The sequence below is a fragment of the Rhodococcus sp. IEGM 1241 genome, from assembly GCF_033142365.1.
GTDB classification, from domain to species: domain Bacteria; phylum Actinomycetota; class Actinomycetes; order Mycobacteriales; family Mycobacteriaceae; genus Rhodococcus_F; species Rhodococcus_F erythropolis.
In genome coordinates, this window is the sequence record NZ_JAWLSE010000004.1 from 296417 (window position 1) to 314765 (window position 18349).

Here is an 18349-nt window from a genome sequence, read left to right on the forward strand (position 1 = left end):
AGGAGTGTAGCCCGAGTCACACGTGACCGAAAGGGGTGCCGTCGGCTGACACTCAGATCGTTGTCGCCTCCCCGAACGTCATCGCCAGGTTTTTGATGGTCGTGGTCATCAGGGCCCGGCGGGGGAGTCCCAGTTTCCGAAGCTCCGCCGCCATCGGGTGACTACCCAGCTGAACCTCTGCTCCACCAGGGCGCGATTTGACGCCGGTCGGCGCCATGTCCCACGACGTGCACCTGGTTGCGCCGTCGAGATGCGAGTACGCGGCCAACGACATGTTGGCTCCGCCGCCAGGCACGCTGACGCCGGACTTCACACTCAACTGTGTGATGAGTTTGCCGTCGCGCGAGACGGATCCGCGCTTGACCGAGCCGACGTGCTCGGTGTCGAACTCGGCGAGCACCTTCGGGAATCCCCAGATTTCCCGGCCGGCGGCCTTGGTGAACTCTCCGTCCACCGGCAACTCGTGAATGAGTGCCCCTGCAGTTCCGGCAGCGAGCGAACGTAGATCTCCCAGCACCGAGGTTTCGGGAGGCGCAGTGTGGCTACGCACCATGTACGTCACCCCGAATTCGTTGTACGGCCCCAGATCCCCATCGATGTAGTCGACAAAAACCAGGCCGCACAGCGCCCGGCCGGGACGGTACTGGAGCACGGTCAAGCCGGTGTAATCGATGATCGACTGCGCCGTTGCGCTGGGTACCGAGTACAACGCCATGAAGGCCGACGCGGTGCGAACTTCGACGGGCATCTCGACCTTCTTGCCCAGAATCGTGTAGCTCATGGCGCGACCACCCCGCGGAGTCCGTCGGATCCGTAGACGGGTTCGAGCATCGAACGGAAATCCGGTCCGCGGCGCAGCATTTGGCCTCCGTCGACGTTGATGATCTGCCCGGTGATCCAGGTGGATTGCGGTCCGAGTAGGAAGGAAGCGAGTCCGGCGACGTCCTCGACCTCGCCGACGCGTTCGAGCGGCGTGTTGGCCAGGTAGTCGTCCAGGATCGGGCCACCGTCGGTGATGAGCGCGACCAGATCCGTTCGGGTCAGCCCTGGGCGGATCGCGTTGACACGAATGTTGCTGGCGCCCAGTTCGTCTGCCGCCAATTGCACCAGGTGGTCGACGCCGGATTTCGAGACGCCGTACGCGCCGAACCAGCGATGTGTGTTGCTGCTGGCGATCGACGAGATCGCGACGATGGATCCACCGCCGCCTGCCACCAGTGCCCGAGCGCCGTGCTTGATCGTCAGCATGGTCCCCGTGACGTTGAGGTCGACGGTGCGGCGCCACGCGTCGACGTCGAGTTGCGTGACCGGGGCGATGGTTTCGTTCCCGCCGGCGCAGGCCACCACTCCGTCGAGCTTTCCGGTGACGGAGACCGCCGCGGCGACAGCGGCGACGACGTCTGCCTCGATCGTGACGTCGGTAGGGGAGACGCTGACCGATCCTTCCGGACTCGACTGACGGATCGATTCGGCGGCAGCTTCGAGTTTCTCCTTGTTGCGTCCGCAGATCGTGACGTGAGCGCCAGACGCAACCAGCGAACGAGCGATGCCCAGGCCGATGCCACTACCGCCGCCGGTCACCAGTATCGATGTGCCGGCGAAAGTGGGTATGCCCGCTGAGGCGGTGTCGTCGTCCATGCGTGTCTCCTGGTCGTTGCTCCGGCGGGCTCGCGTGCTGATTCTGGAGGTTTTCCGGTTCGGCTTCGGTGAAAACGCCCCACGCTATATAGGAACAGGTTCTACTTATTGAGGCAAGGGTTGTGCGAGAGGTGGAGTGATGGCTACCAGACCGACCTTCGATTTGATCGACGGACGCTTCTACAGCGGAGACCTCGGGAATGTGCGCGACGCGTACGCCTGGATGCGTGATCACGAGCCCGTGTACCGAGACGACGCCAACGGAATCACCGCGGCCGCGAGCTACGACGCCGTCGTCGCAGCCGAGCGGGATCCCGAACTGTTCTCCAACGCCGGCGGCATCCGTCCCGAAACGGGTCCGTTGCCGCAGATGGTCGACATGGACGACCCGCAGCACCTCACGCGTCGACGCTTGGTCAACGCGGGTTTCACACGTAAGAAGGTCGAAGCCAAGGCCGGCCGTATCCGGGAGATCTGCGATCAACTGATCGACGCCGTCTGTGAGAAAGGAGAAGCCGACTTCGTCGCAGACCTGGCCGCACCACTTCCCATGGCCGTCATCGGCGACATGTTGGGTGTCCGTCCCGAGGAACGCGCGTTGTTTCTGCGGTGGTCGGATGATCTGGTGAAGGCATTGGGAAGCAACGCTTCCCAGGAGCAACTGCAGGCCATGATGGCTGCGTATGTCGACTTCACCGCGTACATGATGCGAACCATTGCCGAGCGGAGGAGCGAGCCGGCCGACGATTTGGTGAGCACATTGATTCACAGCGCGGTTGACGGCGAGGCCCTCTCCGATCAGGAAATCGTCAACGAGTCCCTACTGATACTCATCGGCGGTGACGAGACCACACGGCACGTCCTGAGCGGCGGCATGGAGCAGCTGCTGCGCCATCCGGACCAGCATCGAGCGCTGGCCGACGATCCCGATGCCATTCCCTTGGCAATGGAGGAGATGTTGCGGTGGTCCTCGCCGATCAAGAACATGGCTCGAACCCTGACCCGTGATACCGATTTCTTCGGTGCGCAGTTGAAGGCAGGTGAGAAGATGCTGCTGCTCTTCGAATCGGCGAATTTCGACGAGTCCGTGTTCCTGAACGCCGAACGGTTCGATATCGGCCGCACACCGAATCCACACGTGGCCTTCGGCTTCGGAACGCATTTCTGTCTGGGTAATCAGCTGGCCAGGCTCGAGGGACGGATCATGTTCGAGCAACTCTTCGCCAGGCTGCCGGGAATGGCACTTGCCACCGACGCGCCGTTGCAGCGGCGTGCCGCCAACTTCGTGTCCGGTCTCGAATCGATGCCGGTGCGGTTTACCGCTTCGGCGCCGTCAGCCGGGTAGTTGGCAGTTGGGAGGCGCAGCATCTTCGGAGAGGGGGCTGCCCGCCGGATTGACGTAGACGACCGCGAGTACCAATGGTGTTGTCTGCGAGTTGTTTCCGATGTGCACATGATCTGAACCGCTCGGTTCGATCAAAGTATTTCCGGCGCTGTAGATCCCGTCGACGGAGCAATCGGATCGGTAGTGGCTCAACGTGCCCTGCGCGATCAGTGCGTAGAGCGTCCCGTCGTGGAAGTGCCAACCGGTGGAACCGCCGGGGTCGATGGTGATCTGACGCAGGATGTAGTCCTTGCCGTCGAAAGTCACCTGCCCGAGAATTTCACCGTGTACTCCCGTGCTCGGTGTCGCCGACGCATTGATCGGCGTCAGAGACAGCCCGATCGCTGCGGACACTGCAAGCAGAACCTGATGGCGTTTACGCATGAGCGGCCCTCCCAGACGGATGTGCTCCTGAGTGTCCTCCGTCGATGCCCGGTTTATCCCAGTTTTCGAGGATCCAGCACTGCGAAGGCAGAGGTATGCCCTTGAGAGGCGGTTACGCTCGTGCCATGCAGCAAGTCGCGACGAGGCGCCGGAGCCAGCCGCCGCCTGCGCGCTTCATGTTCGAGGCATTGATCGATCCGTACCGCCAGCCCGCCCGGCACTGGTTGGAACTGCTCGAGAGCGAGATCGCACCGGAGATCGTCAGGGCTGAAGAACCGGAGCTGGTGATCTGGTCGTCGATCTGGCCGGACCGCCCCGACGCCGTCATCCGATTCGACATCGAGGCGGTCGGAAACGGCACGATGCTGCGTTGGACGCTCTTCCTCGAAGATCCGATACCGTCCGAGTCGGACGTTGTCAGGATGCGAAAGCGGCTCAATACATTGATCAATGCGAATCTCAGGTTCAACTTCGGCCAATAAGTTGGATCACTGCCGCATTACTTGGTGTCGACTCGGCCGATCGGGTCGGCGTTGTCGCTGAATGCGGCCTGGGCCGCTGGCCAGCTGGTCTCATCGATGCGCAACGCGGTCCGAAGGTAGGCAGTACTCATCCGTTGGATGGCGGCGACCCGCTCTGGGTTTTCGTCAGTGGTCTCGGCGACTTCGTATCCGACGATTCCGCCGAGTGCGTGCTCGGCACCGTAGAAGGTCAGGAGGTCGGTGGCTCCTGGGCTGTGCGTGTAGGCGTCGGTGAACCAGTCAGGTCCGCGGCTGGACATCTTGGACTGGTCGTGGTCGCCCGCGACGACGAGTGTCGGCGTCGTCAGTTCCTGGAACGAGGGGCGCATGAACGGGAAGTTCGCCTGCGCGAACGGATGCAGGTTCTCGCCGCCGAGACCGGTTGCTGCGAACAGGATTCCCGCGGTGACGCGGCTGTCGGACATGTCCTGGCCGACCTGGCCGGCCTCGTCGAAGACCCTTGCTCCGAGGAGCGACTGAGCGGTTTGCCCGCCCCAGGAGTGACCAGTGGCGGCAACTCGACTGCGGTCGATGCGGCCGGCAAGTCCGGGCACGGCAAATTCGATGGTGTCGAGCTGATCAAGGATGCGTGTGAGATCCGCGATCCTCTCGGTCCAGATCGTCGGGAAAACCGGGTGGTCGAACCCGAAACCGTTCCGGCGCGAGTCCAGATGTGTCGGCTGGATCACCACGAATCCGTGGGATGCCCAGAATGCCGTGAGTGGCGAGTATCCATCGAGGTTCCAGCCGTTGCCGTGGGAGAACACCACAACGGGGAGGTTCGTGCCTGCTGCCGGAGCAGACACACGTACTTCCAGCGGGACAGGTCGATCGGGGGCGAACAACTCGACGGGGGCAACGGAGACGACCGGGGTGCCGGCGCCGATGATGCCGTTCAGAGTGTCGATCATTGATGAGGTCATGGCAAGTTCCTTGCTGAGGCTGCACCCTGCGATACTGTTTATCGGAGCGTCGTTCCGCAACATTACGGAGCGGTGTTCCGTAATGCAAACATATGTTGTGAGTCAGCGAGGAGTGCACATGGCTGATGCCCAGGACGAGCAGTCGCGCGTCGCCTCTCCCAAGCAAGTCGGTCGCCCACGTCGAAGCGAGCAGGCGCTGCTCGACGCGGCGGCAGCAGTGTTCGTAGAGTCCGGAGTCGATGCTCCGGTGCGGGAGATTGCGGCGAAGGCCGGCGTCGGCATGGGGACGATCTACCGCCACTTCCCGACGCGTCCCGAGTTGGTGGTCGCCGTATACCGACACCAAGTCGAGGCGTGTGCGGACGCGGGCCCACAGATGCTCGCGGAGAGTGCAACGCCCGAGGCGGCTTTGCGGGCATGGGTGGCTTTGTTCGTGGAGTTCCTGGTAACCAAGCATGGGCTCGCCGGTGCGCTGCAAGGAGACAGCGCCGGGTCCGACGCTCTGCATACCTACTTCGTCGACCGCCTCGTCCCGGTATGTGACTCCCTCCTCGCGGCAGCGCTCGAGTCCGTTGGCACTGCTTCGCGGGTCGATGCGTACAACGTGCTCAAAGGCATCGGGAACCTTTGTATCGGTGCTGGGTCCGATGACCGGTACAAGGCCGAGGTCCTTGTACAACTATTCATCTCGGGCGTACTCGCGCGAGAGGTTCGCTGACGCTCGGCTCAGTCAGATCAACTCCGGATTCTCGGCGTACACCTCTTCGAGGATCGACATGTCGAACAGTTGCTCCGCCGTAATCTCCAGCCCCGCTTTCGACAGTGCCGCGATGTTCTGTTCGATCAGTTGGGGTGTCATCGTGAACAACCCGTTGGCTTTGGTATCTGCCGACACCACCAGATCGTTCTGTGCGGTGGCTTCCTTGATCTGCTCTTCGAGTTCGAGGTTCTGGTCCTTGCCGTAGACCTCGACGGCAAGCCGTGCCGACTCTGCCGGATCGGCGACCGCGTCCTTCCAACCCTGGATCTCGGCCTTCAGGAATGCCTTGAGCTTGTCCCTCTCGTTGTCGATGGTGGACTGGAGAACCGTGAACGATTCGGCGACCAACGGCAGGTTGTAGTCCGCGAAGAGGAAGTGGGCGTTGGGGAAACCTTTGGCGGCCAGTGTGATCGGCTCGTTGGTCACGTAGGAGACCCAGCCGTCCACCTCGCCGTTCGCCAAGGGGCTCGGATCGAACTGCGCGGGCACGATCGTCATCTGGCTTTCGGTCAGGCCGTTTGCTGCCAGGAGAGCTCCGAAGACGAGCTGATTGGAATCCTGGACGCCGATCTTCTTGCCGATCATGTCCTGTGGTGAGTTGATCGGTGCCGCAGCGGAACTGACAATCGCAAACGGATTCTTCTGGAACGTCGCCCCGACGATCTTTGCCTCCAGTCCGTCGAGCACAGCGGGGGCTGTGAGCTGCGGTGCGGACATTCCGATCCACACCTTGCCGGTGTCCAAGCCGGCTTCGACGCCGGTACCGGCTGCGCCACCTGCCACCAGGTCTACATTCCCGAACCCGGCATCCTTGTAGTACCCCTTGTCGAGAGCGAAGTACTCACCGGCGAACTCGATGTTCTTGATCCAGGACAACTGCACTGCAACTGTTCCGAATTCGGAACCGTCGTCCGTGGTTCCGCCACTCGAACTGCTGGAGTCACTGCTACACGCGAGCAATGACGCACTACCGGCGACTGCGATGCCGGTCAGCGCGGAGTAGCGGAAGAAGGCCCTGCGGTCCAGCTGGCGGACGGGCTTGAATGGCGTCATGAATCGGAACACTAGGGCCAGTCGGTTTCGTTCAGTTTGCTTGGGAGAGAGAGTTTGTTGAGGTCGTGTTAACAGATGTCACGACTTGCCCGCCGAAGGACCGAAGCGAGACAGAGCGATGCTTTCGAAGATCCCGACCACGGCGTAGAGGACGATCGACACCACGGTGATCACCACGATAGATGCCCACAATTCGTTGTACTGGTAGCGCGGAATGGCTTTGATCATGCTCGAACCCAAGCCTTGACCGCTACCGAGCCATTCGCCGATCAGTGCTCCGATCAAAGCGCCGGGCACTGACACCCTAGCGGCGGCGAACACCGCCGGAAGTGCGGACGGTACGGACACCATTCGCAATGCGGTCCAACGACTCCCACCGTACGCAGCTATGAGGTCTTGTGCCTGAGCCGGAGCGGCACGTAGACCGACCATGATCATGACGAGGGCTGGGAAGAACACCACTATCGCAACCATGACCGTCACACCCACGATTCCGCGGCCGAATATCAGGACGATGATCGGGGTCATCGCAACGAGAGGAACAGATCGTAGAAGCATTGCAACGGGCATGAAAGTCTGTTCGACAGTGCGGGAAACGACGAAGATCGATGCCACCACGAGCGCGGCAGTCATTCCGACGGCAAAGCCGACACCGGCGTCGCGCAGAGTGATGAACAGGTTGTCGATGATGCCCGAACGAGCGTCGGCGGACTTAGGACCGGAGAACAGGTACTCCCAGACGTCGGCCGGCGTCTTTCCCACACGCGGGCCGACCTGGGGGAAGGTGTTGAGGAAGACCACCCAGATGACAAGCAACAGCGCCGAGGCGATGGCAATCGGAGCGAGGAATCTCAATGTTCCTCGTGCCGCGGTCATTTCTGTGCTCCCGGAGCGCTCGTCCACGGGGTGACGAGCCGGGCGATCGCTGCGACGACGGCGTATCCCAGGCCGGCGAGCAAGGCGGCGGCGATGGCCATTCCCCACGTTCGCGGGACGTTGTACGACGTCTGAGCGGCCGTGAGTGCGACGCCGATCCCGCTGTCCACCCCGCCGAGATACTCTCCGAGGATGGCACCGAGTACAGCCGAGGGTGCAGCAATCTTGAGGGCGGCAAAGGTACTCGGAAGTGCGCTCACCAGTTGAACTTTGGTGAACTTCTGCCAACGCCCACCGCCGTAGGCGGCAACGAGATCGAGGCTCGTCTTGTCTGCCGATCTCAGGCCAGCGAGGGTGCCGACCATCGTGGTGAAGAAGCAGTACATCGCGGCGAGAAAGATTGTGGGGGTCCGGCCGCCGAAGACGACCAGGATGATTGGGCCAAGCGCCAACAGCGGTGTGCAGTAGCTCAGGATCGCCAATTGTGTGGCCAATCCCTCGATGGGCGGAATGAGGACGACAAGCACGGCAAGCGTGATCGCCAGCAGATTTCCCCAGAGAAAGCCCTGCAGCGCACCGGAAGCCGTGACGGTGAAATTGGGTCCGTACAGCGACCAACCGTCGTCGAACATCGTCGAGACAACCACCCACGGCGTCGGAATCGTGCCTCCCGCAACACCGGCCGCCGCCAGAATCCACCAGAGAGCGATCAGTCCGCAGATGCCGACTGCACCGCCGAACCACGTTGGACGCTTCAATCGGATCCGGCGCGGTACAGATTGCTGCGCCGCCGCGGTCGCGACGTTCTCGATATCGGTAATTGTCATGCGACGCCTGCTTTTCCGAAGAGCAGTCCGGAGAGGTAGTCGTGGATCTCGTGGAACTCGGGTGTACGCATCATCTCGGGAGTACGCGGGCGCGGCAGGTCGATCGGCACGACTTCGAGGACGCGTCCGGGCCTCGGCGTCATGACGGCAACGACGTCGGAGAGGAACACGGCTTCGGCGATTCCGTGAGTCACCATCAACGTGGTCGCCGGTTTCTCGGTCCAGATCCTGAGCAATTCGATGTTGAGCCGTTGGCGGGTCATGTCGTCCAGTGCGCCGAAGGGTTCGTCGAGTAGCAGGACACTCGGCTTGACCACGAGCGATCGTGCGATCGACACGCGCTGACGCATACCGCCGGACAATTGAGCGGGCTTGGCCTTCTCGAATCCTTCGAGGCCGACGAGAGCGATCAGGTCGGCGATCTGGTCGGGGTCGGGATCGATGCCGGCAACCTGCAGCGGCAGTTTGATGTTGGAGGTCACCGTCCGCCACGGCAGCAAAGCCGAATCCTGGAAGGCGATTCCGAGTTCGCGGCGCTTGCGTAACTCGGCCGGAGACTGTCCGTTGACAAGTGCTGTTCCCGACGTCGGAGTATCGAGGCCCGCAAGGATGCGGAGAACGGTGGACTTCCCGCATCCGGACGGCCCGAGCAGAGACAGAAAGGAGCCTTCGCTGGTTTGAAGGGACACGTCGGTCAGCGCGGTCACCGACCGACGACCCATCTCGAAGGTCTTGCCGAGGCCGGAGATGTCGAGACCGGTTCCAGCGGGGCGAGGTGTGGTGACGGGACTGGTCATTCCCGCACAGTACGAACGTGCGGTTGCGGTCATGTTGCCTGCGCGTCACCGCTGCGTGAGGCTGGTTCGGCGTCTCCTGTCACAGCGCCGTGGTGAGATGGAGGTCTGGACGGAGTGAGGGGAGCGAAGATTGCTGAAGTTGTACCGGGCCGAGCGTTCGGACACCTTGGTCTCGGCGTTGGCCACGCTCCTCCGTACACCGCTGTCGGATCCATTCGCCCGGGAAACTGTTGCGGTGCCGGCCAAGGGCGTCGAGCGTTGGCTCAATCAGCGGCTGTCCTCCCAGCTAGGCACGTCCGGACCGTCAGCAGTGGACGGAATTTCTGCGAACATCGCGTTTCCTTCACCCGCGCGCCTGGTCGCGGAGTCCGTGGCCGCGGTCAGTGGAATCACGGCTGACGACGACCCATGGTCGCCGACTCGATTGGTGTGGACGGTTCTCGACGTGATCGACGAGTCCCTCGGCGAGCCCTGGTGCGGAGTCCTGGCGAAACATCTCGAAGGCCATCGTGAAGGTCGACGGTTTGCCTCCGCCACACATGTCACCGAACTCTTCCGCAGTTATGCCGCGCAACGCCCACAGATGCTGATCGACTGGGCCGCCGGGCGGTTGACCGACGGACACGGATTGGCGCTGTCGGAGGATTTCGAATGGCAGGCACGTCTGTGGTGCATCGTCGCGGACAAGATCGACGTTCCGGGGCCCGCAGAGCGGCTGGGGCAAGTGAGCCGCGCGCTGGTCGAGGACCCGGCCTTGGTCGACCTACCGGAACGTCTGTCGGTCTTCGGGCCGACCCGGCTGCCGGTCGATCAGCGAATGATCTTGAGCGCACTCAGTGCGAATCGGGACGTGCACATCTGGCTCCCGCATCCCAGCCCCGCGCTGTGGACCAAGATGAGCTCGCGCATACCGCCTCGAAGTGAGAGCACGATCCGACGTTCGGAAGACGGGTCAGCGCTGATATCCGCCAATCCGTTGCTGTCGAGTCTTGCTCGCGACGTTCGTGAACTTCAGATCAGCCTCGGTGCCGCCGAGTTCGAGTCGGTGCATCTTCCCGAACCAGCCGGCCCGAAATCCCTCCTGGCGACGGTCAAGGCCGATGTCATCGCAGATCGTGCTCCCAGCGTTGCAGCGGAACCGGATGGGACAGTTCAGGTCCACGCTTGCCACGGGCCGGCACGGCAGGTCGAGGTGCTCCGCGAATGCTTGCTCCGATTGTTCGAGGACGACCCGACATTGCAGCCACGCGACGTACTCGTGATGTGCCCGGACGTCGAAACGTACGCACCCTTGGTTCGTGCTGCATTCGGGCAAGGTGTCCATGGCCACCCGGGGCATCTTCTTCGAGTAAGGCTGGCAGACCGCGGATTACGTCAGACCAATCCTGTCCTGGCCGTTCTCGGCTCTCTCCTCGAATTGGCCGACGGCCGGGCCACAGCCAGTGAGGTTCTCGACCTGGCCGCGACCGAGCCTGTCCGCACACGTTTTTCGTGGGGCGACGACGAATTGGAAAGACTGCGGGAATGGACGACGGAAGCGGGTGCTCGCTGGGGAATCGGTAGTCGGCAGCGTGCCACGTTCGGTCTCGACGCATTTCCGCAGAACACCTTCAACACCGCCATGGACCGAGTCTTGTTGGGGGTCAGCGCGGACGAATCGGAAAATGCCTGGCTGGATCTCGCGCTGCCACTCGATGACGTGGACGGCACAGACATCGACCTGACTGGACGTTTCGCAGAGTTCGTCGATCGCCTGGCAGTCTCGCTTCGCGATCTTGCCGGTCCACATTCGCCGGCCGAATGGCTTCGTGTGCTGATGCGGGCCCTGGATCTGCTGACCGACACTGCGCCCGCAGATTCCTGGCAGAGTGCGGGGGCCCACCGCGAACTGGTAGCTGCTGTCGAATTCGGCGGAGAGACGGTGTTACGTCTGGCCGATGTTCGCGCGATGCTCTCGCGCAGCCTCGCGGGCAGACCTACGCGTGCCAACTTCCGAACCGGCGAACTGACGGTGTGCACGATGGTTCCGATGCGTTCGGTGCCGCATCGCGTGGTCGTTCTGATCGGGCTCGACGACGAGGTGTTCCCTCGAACCGGTGGAGTCGACGGCGACGACATCTTGTCCCGTGATCCCGTTGTGGGGGAGCGTGATCTGCGCAGTGAAGACCGGCAACTGCTTCTCGATGCCGTGATGTCTGCGGGTGAGCATCTGATTCTGTTGTATACCGGTGCCGATCCGGTCACCGGTGTCGTCAGACCGCCGGCGATCCCCCTCAGTGGCCTCCTCGACGTACTCAGTGCGACTGTGGGCCCGGAAGCGATCAACGGGGTGCTGACTCGACACCCGTTGCAGTCGTTCGACAATCGAAACTTCTCGCCGGATCAGCCGTTCAGCTTCGACACGGCAGCGCTGGCCGGTGCCAGGGCTGCTGCCGGAACGCCGATCGAATTGCCGACAGTCTTGTCGGCCAAGCTACTCGAGGTGCATCCGAAGGAAGTGAACCTTGCCGACCTGGTGAACTTCCTCGTACACCCCGCCCGTGGTTTTCTGCGCCAACGCCTCGGCGTCCGGGTACCGGAACTCGACGACGACATCGCGGATTCGCTGGCGACCGAGCTCGATCCACTGTCCACCTGGGCTCTGGGTGACCGGATGCTTCTCTCGCGCTTGGCTGGACGCAGCTCGGCGGATTTCCGTGCAGCCGAGTGGCGCCGCGGTACTTTGCCGCCCTACAACCTGGGCGCCTCGGTTCTGGGCAACGTCGAGTGGGTGGTAGACCAACTTGCCGGTCTTGCATTGCCACACCTCGAGGGCGACTCCGAGGCTGTCGACGTCGACATCGACCTCGGTGACGGGCGTCGTCTCACCGGAACGGTAACCGGTGTGCACGGCAATTCAGTGGTGCGAGCGTCGTATTCCTCACTGGCGCCTAAACATCGAATGACGGCCTGGATAAACCTGCTCGCCTTGAAAGCACACGGACGGCCCGGTGCGCTCGATGCAGTCTCCATCGGACGGGGCCGGGGAAAGATAGCAGCGGCACGGTCGGTGCTCGATGCGCCAGGCAATGCGGCCGAGATCCTGCAGCAACTGGTGGACCTACGCGAGCGGGGGCTGCAGCGTCCGTTGCCGATGTGGGCCGCTACTTCAGCCGAATACGCGCGTCGACGCTTTGGTGGCGAGTCGGTCGACGATGCGACAAACGGTGCGGACACCCAGTGGACCGGGCAGTACGGCGAGATGATCGATCCGAGCAACGCTTACGTTTTCGGAGAAGCTCGAACACTGGCGGAGTTGGCTGCGGATCCGCCGTCGGACGACGAATTCGTCTGGGCCGAGGAACCGACTCGATTCGGAGTTCTCGCCCGACGACTGTGGGATCCGTTGCTGACCAACGAAAGAGCGGAGTAACCCGTGGACTTCGACCTTTTGGGGCCGCTACCGACCGGCACCACGGTGTTGGAAGCGAGCGCCGGAACTGGCAAGACCTACGCGATCGTCGGACTCGCAACCCGTTGTGTTGCCGAAGGTCTCGCTGACATTTCGCAAGTTCTGCTGGTGACATTCAGCCGGGCCGCCACTCAGGAACTTCGTGAGCGTGCCAGGGAGAGGTTCGCCGGAGTGTCCGCCGCTCTGGTCGACCCGGAGGCGGCGAGGCGGTCGGATGATGATCTGGTGTCGTACCTCGCCACAGCTGACGACGAGGAGATCGGCGTGCGGCGTCGTCGACTCCTGCGCGCTCTCGCGGAGTTCGACGCCGGCACCATCACGACCACCCACAGTTTCTGTCAGAGGATGCTCGACGGACTCGGCATCGCCGGGGAACGCGAACCCGACACAACTTTTGTGGAGTCGGTCGACGACCTGATCAGTGAGGTCGTCTCGGATTTGTACCTCAGCCGCTACAGCCGGACGGACTCGTCTCCACCGTTTTCCACGAAGGACGCGCTGGCCATTGCCCGAAGCGCAGTCGGCGATGGCCAGGCAATTCTCGAACCCGACGGCGAGGAGGAGACCGCTCCCGGTCAGCGAGTCCTGTTCGCGGCGGCTGCTCGTCTCGAGGTTGAACGACGTAAGCGGACCAAAGGAATTCGCGACTTCAACGATCTCCTGACGCTGCTGCACGGCGTGTTGACGGATCCGGAATACGGCCCCGTCGCGTGCCGTCGGGTGCGCGAGAAGTTCAAGGTCGTGCTGATCGACGAGTTCCAGGACACCGATCCGTTGCAGTGGGACATTCTGCGGTTGGCCTTCCACGGTCACACCACCCTGGTCCTGGTCGGTGATCCCAAACAAGCCATCTATGCGTTCCGCGGGGCAGAAGTCCTGAGTTATCTCGATGCGGTCAATCAGGCGGATGCGCACCAGGAGTTGACCACCAATTGGCGCAGCGATCCAGGGTTGTTGGCGGCACTCGAACACCTCTACGGCGGCGCCGCACTCGGTAACGAGGGTATCGTCGCGCATCCAGTGGAGGCTTCGCACAAGAAGTCCCGGTTGTCCGGCCCGGTGCCGATGCGTGTACGCCATCTGCCGCGTACCGGAGCCGGACCGCTCAATCGTTCGGGATTTCCGGCCGTAGGCAGACTTCGCAGTCGCGTCGCGGACGACGTCGCAGCAGACGTGGTCGGACTGCTGGGCAGCGATGCCCGCTTGGCAGTCGACGGTGATCCGCGCCCGGTCGAGCCGGGAGACGTCGCGGTATTGGTGCGCACCCACAAGCAGGTGGCGATGATTCGCGATGCCCTCGACGCCGTAGGTGTACCGTCCGTATTGACCGGCGGTTCCAGTGTTTTCGCGACACCCAGCGCAACACAGTGGCTATGGCTGCTGCAGGCGATCGAGCAGCCGCACCGGTCTGATCGCGTCCGGTTGACCGCCCTCTCTCCGATTTTCGGGCGCACCGCCGAAGAATTGGACGTCGACGGCGACAACGTCGTCGCGGAACTCGCGGGTCAACTGCGCTCATACTCCGGGTTGTTCGCACGCGTCGGGTTCGCGGCCGTGTTCGAAAGGATCTCCGCCGAAACGAATCTGGAGAAGCGTGTACTCGCGGCCCCGTCCGGCGAACGAGATTTCACCGATCTGCGGCACGTCGCACAACTTCTCGGCCGCGTCGCCACCGAGGAAGCGTTCGGGTTGAGCGCATTGGTTCGCTGGCTCTCCGATCGGATCAAGGACCCGACGTCCGGGAGTGCCACCGACAGAAGCCGTCGCCTCGACAGCGATGCTGCCGCTGTACAAATCGCAACCGTGCACGCCACCAAAGGGCTCGAATTCCCGATCGTCTACGTCCCGTTCAGTTGGGAGAGCGTAGGCGGCTTCAACTCTCCGACGCAGTTGTTGCACGATCCGGATGGGCGCCGCATCCTCGACGTCGGTGGGCAGGAAGGCCCGGGGCACAACGCCAGAAAGACTGTTGCGGAGGCTGAAGAAGCGGGCGAAGAACTGCGGCTGCTGTACGTGGCGCTGACCCGGGCGCAGTGCCAACTAGTGCTCTGGTGGGCGCCAAGCTACGGGACCTCCCGCTCGCCACTGCACCGCTTGATGCTCGGACGTACACCCGGCATCGCCGAACCTGCTCGGGTAGTGAAGGTGCTCGACGACGGTACAACCGCAGCACGACTCGCGACGTGGCCGGCAGCAGCTTCCGATGTGATCTCGGTGGAACCTGTTGGTCCACATCCACCCTCGCCCGTCCAGTGGTCCGGTGCAGCCGCGAACGTGACCGAACTGGCCGCGGCGCGTTTCGATCGAGACCTGGACACTCTCTGGCGTCGTACGTCGTACTCGGCACTGACCGCCGGAGCGCACCACGCGGTCACGAGCACCGACAGTGAGGTAGAGGATCCCGAAAAGGACGACGAGCCGGAGGATTCCGTAGACGTCGGGACCGTCACCCCCTCGCCGCTGGAGGCGTTGCCTTCACCGATGAACGGTCTTCCGGCGGGCGCCGCATTCGGCACGCTGGTGCATGAAGTGCTCGAGGTGGTGGACACGGCTGCTTCAGACCTGAGAGCGGAACTCCGTATACGCTGCGCCGAGGCGGTCTCGGTTCGGGCGGCCGAGGTCGACTCCGAAGCACTCGCGGATGCGTTGTTGCTGGTGATGCAGACTCCACTGGGATTCGGAACCTTGGCCACGATCGCGCCGAAAGATCGTCTTCCCGAACTCGATTTCGAACTCCCACTGGCCGGTGGCGACGATCCGGTGTCGATGAGTGTCACACTTCGCGGAGTGTCGGAACTGTTGAGGCGCCACCTTCCCCCGGACGACATTCTGGCGTCGTACGCCGACCATCTTGACCGTGTCGAGACGTCACCGATGCGCGGGTTCCTGACGGGCAGTATCGACGCCGTCTTGCGGATCCCGGGCCCGTCGTTCGTGATCGTCGACTACAAGACAAATCGGCTGGGCCGCGGCGATCTGACGGCTGCCAACTACACGCGCGAACTCATGGCGACGGAGATGATGCGCTCGCACTATCCCTTGCAGGCACTGCTGTATTCGGTTGCGCTGCATCGATATCTGCGGTGGCGACTGCCCGACTACGATCCGCATCGCCATCTCGGGGGTGCGCAGTATCAATTCGTGCGGGGGATGCTCGGCCCGGACAGTCCGCCGGAATGTGGTGTATTCGAATGGAAACCGTCTGCTCAGCTGACGGTTGAACTATCGGATCTGCTGGCCGGTCTTGATGCGTCCCACACAGTAGGGGAGAAGATTCGATGACCGAGGCGCAATTGGCGCAGCGCGCCAAAGGGATCGTGCGAATCTTCAATGAAGCCGGGGTTCTGGTTGCCGCCGATGTTCATGTCGCGACGAGAGTGTGCAGCCTGGGCGGTGAAACTTCCGAAGAAGTGATGCTGGCCGCGGCGTTGGCAGTTCGGGCCGTGCGATCAGGTTCGGTGTGCCTCGATCTACGACGGATGCGCGACGTGAGCGTCGACAATGCGACGGAAGACGAACTCACGTCGTTGCCGTGGCCCGAACCGTCGGAGATCGTTGCCGCCCTTCGCCTGAGCCCTCTGGTGATCGGCGGCAACGCCGGACCGCTCAGGCCCCTCCGGTTGGTCGACACGGACGACGGTGAGCTTCTCTACCTCGATCGGTACTTTCTGCAGGAGCAGACGATTCGGCGAGTGCTCGACGAGCGTGCGTCCACGTGGCCGCCCGCCGACCTGAAAGCGGTCCGAACGCGCCTGGATTCGCTGTTCGTCGACGAGAACGGGCCGACCACCAGCCCTGATCGTCAACGGATAGCCGCTGCTCTCGCCGCGACACAGTGGACGACGGTCATCGCCGGTGGGCCCGGAACCGGCAAAACCCATACGGTCGCACGTATTCTCGCTCTCGTGTCGGAGGAACTGGGTTCGAATGCTCGTATCGGGCTGGCCGCACCGACGGGCAAAGCCGCAGCACGTCTGCAAGAGTCCGTACGTGAGCAGACCGCGAGCCTTGGCCTTCCCGAAGAACTCGCGGCCATGACCCTGCACCGGCTACTCGGTTGGCAGCGGGGGAGTTCGAGCCGTTTCAAATACAATGCGACCAACAGACTTCCCTACGATGTGGTCGTCGTCGACGAGACGTCGATGGTCTCCCTCACCTTGATGGCGCGCCTGCTCGAGGCCGTTCGCCCCGATGCCCGGCTACTGCTCGTCGGCGATCCCGATCAGTTGACCTCCGTCGACGCCGGCGCTGTTCTTGCTGACCTTGTCGCCCGCCCGGTAGAAGTCAGTGGAAATCCGGCGCTGACACAGTTGGTGGGTGACGATCTCACGGCCACCGGTTCCGAAGAGTCCCTGAGTGTGGACGAGCAGGATCGTCTGCGGGGCGGGATCATTCAACTCTCACGCGGGCGCCGCTTCGACGGAACCATCGCGTCGTTGGCCATGGCAGTGCGAGCGGGAGATTCCGCTGAGGTTCTGCGTATCCTGCGCAGCGGTGATCCCGCCGTCTCCTTCCATTCTCCCGAGGACGTCGACGCATTGCGCGCCGACATCGTTGCGAGTTCAGAGGTGGTGACGGCGTCGGCGGAAGTGGGTGATGCGATCGGCGCGCTGAAAGGCTTGGAATCGCACCGCCTTCTGTGCGCCCACCGTGACGGACCGTACGGTGTCGGGAGGTGGGCGCAGCAGGCGATGGAGTGGGTCGGCACGGCATCAGGGCAATTCCTGGACCCGACGAGGTGGTATCCGGGCCAACCCCTGTTGGTGACGGCCAACGACTACGAGGCAAAGATCTACAACGGGGATGCCGGTGTGATCGTGCAGCGTGAGGATGGCGTTCCCATTGCCGCGTTCCAGCGGGGGAGTGATGCGTTTCTGATTCACCCGAGCCAACTCTCGTCGGTGCAGACCGTTTACGCGATGACGATTCACCGGAGCCAGGGCAGCCAGTACGACACGGTATCGGTGATGCTGCCGGCCGAGGCGTCGTCACTGCTGACTCGGGAGTTGTTGTACACGGCGATCACTCGCGCCAGAAACCATGTGAGAGTAATCGGCACCGAGGATTCCGTGAGGGCGGGAGTGCAGCGTCAAGTACTCAGGGCAAGTGGGCTGCGTCGTGAGATCCGTCCGTACGACGGGCCGTAAAAGTCGGATGTTGCGGATTCTCTTGGTCATTCGTTGTATACGACGAACACCTTGCGTACGGTCTCGGTGACCGTCCACGTACCCTTCCATCCGATTGGGAAGATTGCACTCGTACCGGCAACGAGATGTACGGGATCGCCGTCGTCCTCCTCGACGGTCATGGCGCCGGAGACGATGGTGATGATCTCGCCGCGGGTGAGGAACTCCCACCGCGACTTTCCCGGTTCGCTCTCCCAGACTCCGGATTGAATGCGGCCGTCGTCACTGGTGAACTCGACATCTGCACGAGTGATGATGTCTCCGCCGAGTGGCTCTGCACTGGGTTGGCCGAGCAGTGCTTGCTGGAAGATCCCACTTGCGCTGTTCAACTCTGCGGCGCGGAAGGTAACGGTCACAATTCGATCCTGACTTTCGAAACTCATGTGAATCATCGGACTTGTCGATGATGTCGTGTGTCTGCTGAGCCGGGATACATTCACTTGTCGCATCTTTCGGCGTTTCGCTCGTACAGATGTCGAAAGGGTGATCGACCATCATTCAACCGGGGCTCAGGGAACCGTCTCACGCCGAAACGTGACCGAGCCCAGG

15 protein-coding genes are annotated in these 18349 nt (G+C 62.7%); 6 read left to right on the forward strand and 9 right to left on the reverse strand.

Annotated elements, in window-relative coordinates:
- Positions 1 to 52: 52 nt before the first annotated feature.
- Together R4P70_RS19780 and R4P70_RS19785 are read right to left on the reverse strand one after the other, a co-directional pair.
- The gene (locus R4P70_RS19780; protein WP_007734116.1) at positions 53 to 781 is read right to left on the reverse strand and encodes an acetoacetate decarboxylase family protein; all 729 of its coding nucleotides are present in this window, start codon (positions 779 to 781) and stop codon (positions 53 to 55) included.
- Entirely contained in the window at positions 778 to 1638 is an 861-nt protein-coding gene (locus R4P70_RS19785) for an SDR family oxidoreductase (protein ID WP_069146979.1), read from the reverse strand. The genes R4P70_RS19780 and R4P70_RS19785 overlap by 4 nt, the downstream gene beginning before the upstream one ends.
- Positions 1639 to 1777: 139 nt before the next feature.
- Here R4P70_RS19785 and R4P70_RS19790 point away from each other — a divergent pair, with 139 nt between their 5' ends.
- A complete protein-coding gene (locus R4P70_RS19790) occupies positions 1778 to 2983 on the forward strand; it encodes a cytochrome P450 (RefSeq protein WP_317831300.1) in 1206 nt (401 codons plus the stop codon).
- On the opposite strand, the gene R4P70_RS19795 is transcribed toward R4P70_RS19790, so the two are convergent.
- Entirely contained in the window at positions 2972 to 3406 is a 435-nt protein-coding gene (locus R4P70_RS19795) for a cupin domain-containing protein (RefSeq protein ID WP_069146981.1), read from the reverse strand. The genes R4P70_RS19790 and R4P70_RS19795 overlap by 12 nt on opposite strands.
- A gap of 125 nt (positions 3407 to 3531) precedes the next feature.
- On the opposite strand from R4P70_RS19795, the gene R4P70_RS19800 reads away from it, so the two are divergent.
- Positions 3532 to 3888: a hypothetical protein gene (locus tag R4P70_RS19800; RefSeq protein WP_029537545.1), complete on the forward strand. Its 357-nt coding sequence runs from the start codon at positions 3532 to 3534 to the stop codon at positions 3886 to 3888.
- 17 nt (positions 3889 to 3905) lie between these two features.
- Here the strand turns inward: R4P70_RS19800 and R4P70_RS19805 are convergent, their stop codons facing one another.
- On the reverse strand, positions 3906 to 4850 hold the full coding sequence (locus R4P70_RS19805) for an alpha/beta hydrolase family protein (RefSeq protein WP_317831303.1): 945 nt from the start codon (positions 4848 to 4850) through the stop codon (positions 3906 to 3908).
- A 118-nt stretch (positions 4851 to 4968) separates the two neighbouring features.
- Between R4P70_RS19805 and R4P70_RS19810 the strand changes: the two genes are divergently transcribed.
- Positions 4969 to 5568 (forward strand): TetR/AcrR family transcriptional regulator, encoded by a 600-nt coding sequence (locus tag R4P70_RS19810; protein ID WP_031332839.1) that lies wholly within the window; start codon positions 4969 to 4971, stop codon positions 5566 to 5568.
- A gap of 12 nt (positions 5569 to 5580) precedes the next feature.
- On the opposite strand, the gene R4P70_RS19815 is transcribed toward R4P70_RS19810, so the two are convergent.
- From R4P70_RS19815 to R4P70_RS19830, 4 genes are all read right to left on the reverse strand, one after another.
- Positions 5581 to 6663, reverse strand: a complete 1083-nt coding sequence (locus tag R4P70_RS19815) for an ABC transporter substrate-binding protein (RefSeq protein ID WP_031332841.1) — start codon at positions 6661 to 6663, stop codon at positions 5581 to 5583.
- 78 nt (positions 6664 to 6741) lie between these two features.
- Positions 6742 to 7539 carry an ABC transporter permease gene (locus R4P70_RS19820; RefSeq protein ID WP_317558048.1) on the reverse strand — a complete coding sequence of 266 codons (798 nt, stop codon included), beginning with the start codon at positions 7537 to 7539 and terminating at the stop codon, positions 6742 to 6744.
- Positions 7536 to 8366 (reverse strand): ABC transporter permease, encoded by an 831-nt coding sequence (locus tag R4P70_RS19825; protein ID WP_317558049.1) that lies wholly within the window; start codon positions 8364 to 8366, stop codon positions 7536 to 7538. The genes R4P70_RS19820 and R4P70_RS19825 overlap by 4 nt, the downstream gene beginning before the upstream one ends.
- On the reverse strand, positions 8363 to 9196 hold the full coding sequence (locus tag R4P70_RS19830; RefSeq protein WP_317558050.1) for an ABC transporter ATP-binding protein: 834 nt from the start codon (positions 9194 to 9196) through the stop codon (positions 8363 to 8365). Before R4P70_RS19830 ends, R4P70_RS19825 begins: the two co-directional genes overlap by 4 nt.
- Positions 9197 to 9293: 97 nt before the next feature.
- Between R4P70_RS19830 and recC the strand changes: the two genes are divergently transcribed.
- The 3 genes from recC to recD are packed head-to-tail and all read left to right on the forward strand — an operon-like array spanning position 9294 to position 17761.
- On the forward strand, positions 9294 to 12575 hold the full coding sequence (gene recC / locus R4P70_RS19835; RefSeq protein ID WP_317558051.1) for an exodeoxyribonuclease V subunit gamma: 3282 nt from the start codon (positions 9294 to 9296) through the stop codon (positions 12573 to 12575).
- A gap of 3 nt (positions 12576 to 12578) precedes the next feature.
- Complete coding sequence (locus tag R4P70_RS19840; RefSeq protein ID WP_317831312.1) at positions 12579 to 15896, forward strand: UvrD-helicase domain-containing protein; 3318 nt, start codon at positions 12579 to 12581, stop codon at positions 15894 to 15896.
- Positions 15893 to 17761, forward strand: coding sequence for an exodeoxyribonuclease V subunit alpha (gene recD / locus R4P70_RS19845; protein WP_317831314.1), 1869 nt, complete (start codon positions 15893 to 15895; stop codon positions 17759 to 17761). The genes R4P70_RS19840 and recD overlap by 4 nt, the downstream gene beginning before the upstream one ends.
- A 26-nt stretch (positions 17762 to 17787) precedes the next feature.
- Here recD and R4P70_RS19850 read toward each other — a convergent pair whose 3' ends face one another.
- On the reverse strand, positions 17788 to 18156 hold the full coding sequence (locus R4P70_RS19850) for a cupin domain-containing protein (RefSeq protein ID WP_064112446.1): 369 nt from the start codon (positions 18154 to 18156) through the stop codon (positions 17788 to 17790).
- Positions 18157 to 18349 lie beyond the last annotated feature (193 nt).

What these genes read in the sequence shown, in the direction of transcription:
- R4P70_RS19780 (WP_007734116.1), bottom strand. Translation starts at nt 781, where the DNA reads ATGAGCTACACGATTCTGGGCAAGAAGGTCGAGATGCCCGTCGAAGTT.
- R4P70_RS19785 (WP_069146979.1), bottom strand. Translation starts at nt 1,638, where the DNA reads ATGGACGACGACACCGCCTCAGCGGGCATACCCACTTTCGCCGGCACA.
- R4P70_RS19790 (WP_317831300.1), top strand. Translation starts at nt 1,778, where the DNA reads ATGGCTACCAGACCGACCTTCGATTTGATCGACGGACGCTTCTACAGC.
- R4P70_RS19795 (WP_069146981.1), bottom strand. Translation starts at nt 3,406, where the DNA reads ATGCGTAAACGCCATCAGGTTCTGCTTGCAGTGTCCGCAGCGATCGGG.
- R4P70_RS19800 (WP_029537545.1), top strand. Translation starts at nt 3,532, where the DNA reads ATGCAGCAAGTCGCGACGAGGCGCCGGAGCCAGCCGCCGCCTGCGCGC.
- R4P70_RS19805 (WP_317831303.1), bottom strand. Translation starts at nt 4,850, where the DNA reads ATGACCTCATCAATGATCGACACTCTGAACGGCATCATCGGCGCCGGC.
- R4P70_RS19810 (WP_031332839.1), top strand. Translation starts at nt 4,969, where the DNA reads ATGGCTGATGCCCAGGACGAGCAGTCGCGCGTCGCCTCTCCCAAGCAA.
- R4P70_RS19815 (WP_031332841.1), bottom strand. Translation starts at nt 6,663, where the DNA reads ATGACGCCATTCAAGCCCGTCCGCCAGCTGGACCGCAGGGCCTTCTTC.
- R4P70_RS19820 (WP_317558048.1), bottom strand. Translation starts at nt 7,539, where the DNA reads ATGACCGCGGCACGAGGAACATTGAGATTCCTCGCTCCGATTGCCATC.
- R4P70_RS19825 (WP_317558049.1), bottom strand. Translation starts at nt 8,366, where the DNA reads ATGACAATTACCGATATCGAGAACGTCGCGACCGCGGCGGCGCAGCAA.
- R4P70_RS19830 (WP_317558050.1), bottom strand. Translation starts at nt 9,196, where the DNA reads ATGACCGCAACCGCACGTTCGTACTGTGCGGGAATGACCAGTCCCGTC.
- recD (WP_317831314.1), top strand. Translation starts at nt 15,893, where the DNA reads ATGACCGAGGCGCAATTGGCGCAGCGCGCCAAAGGGATCGTGCGAATC.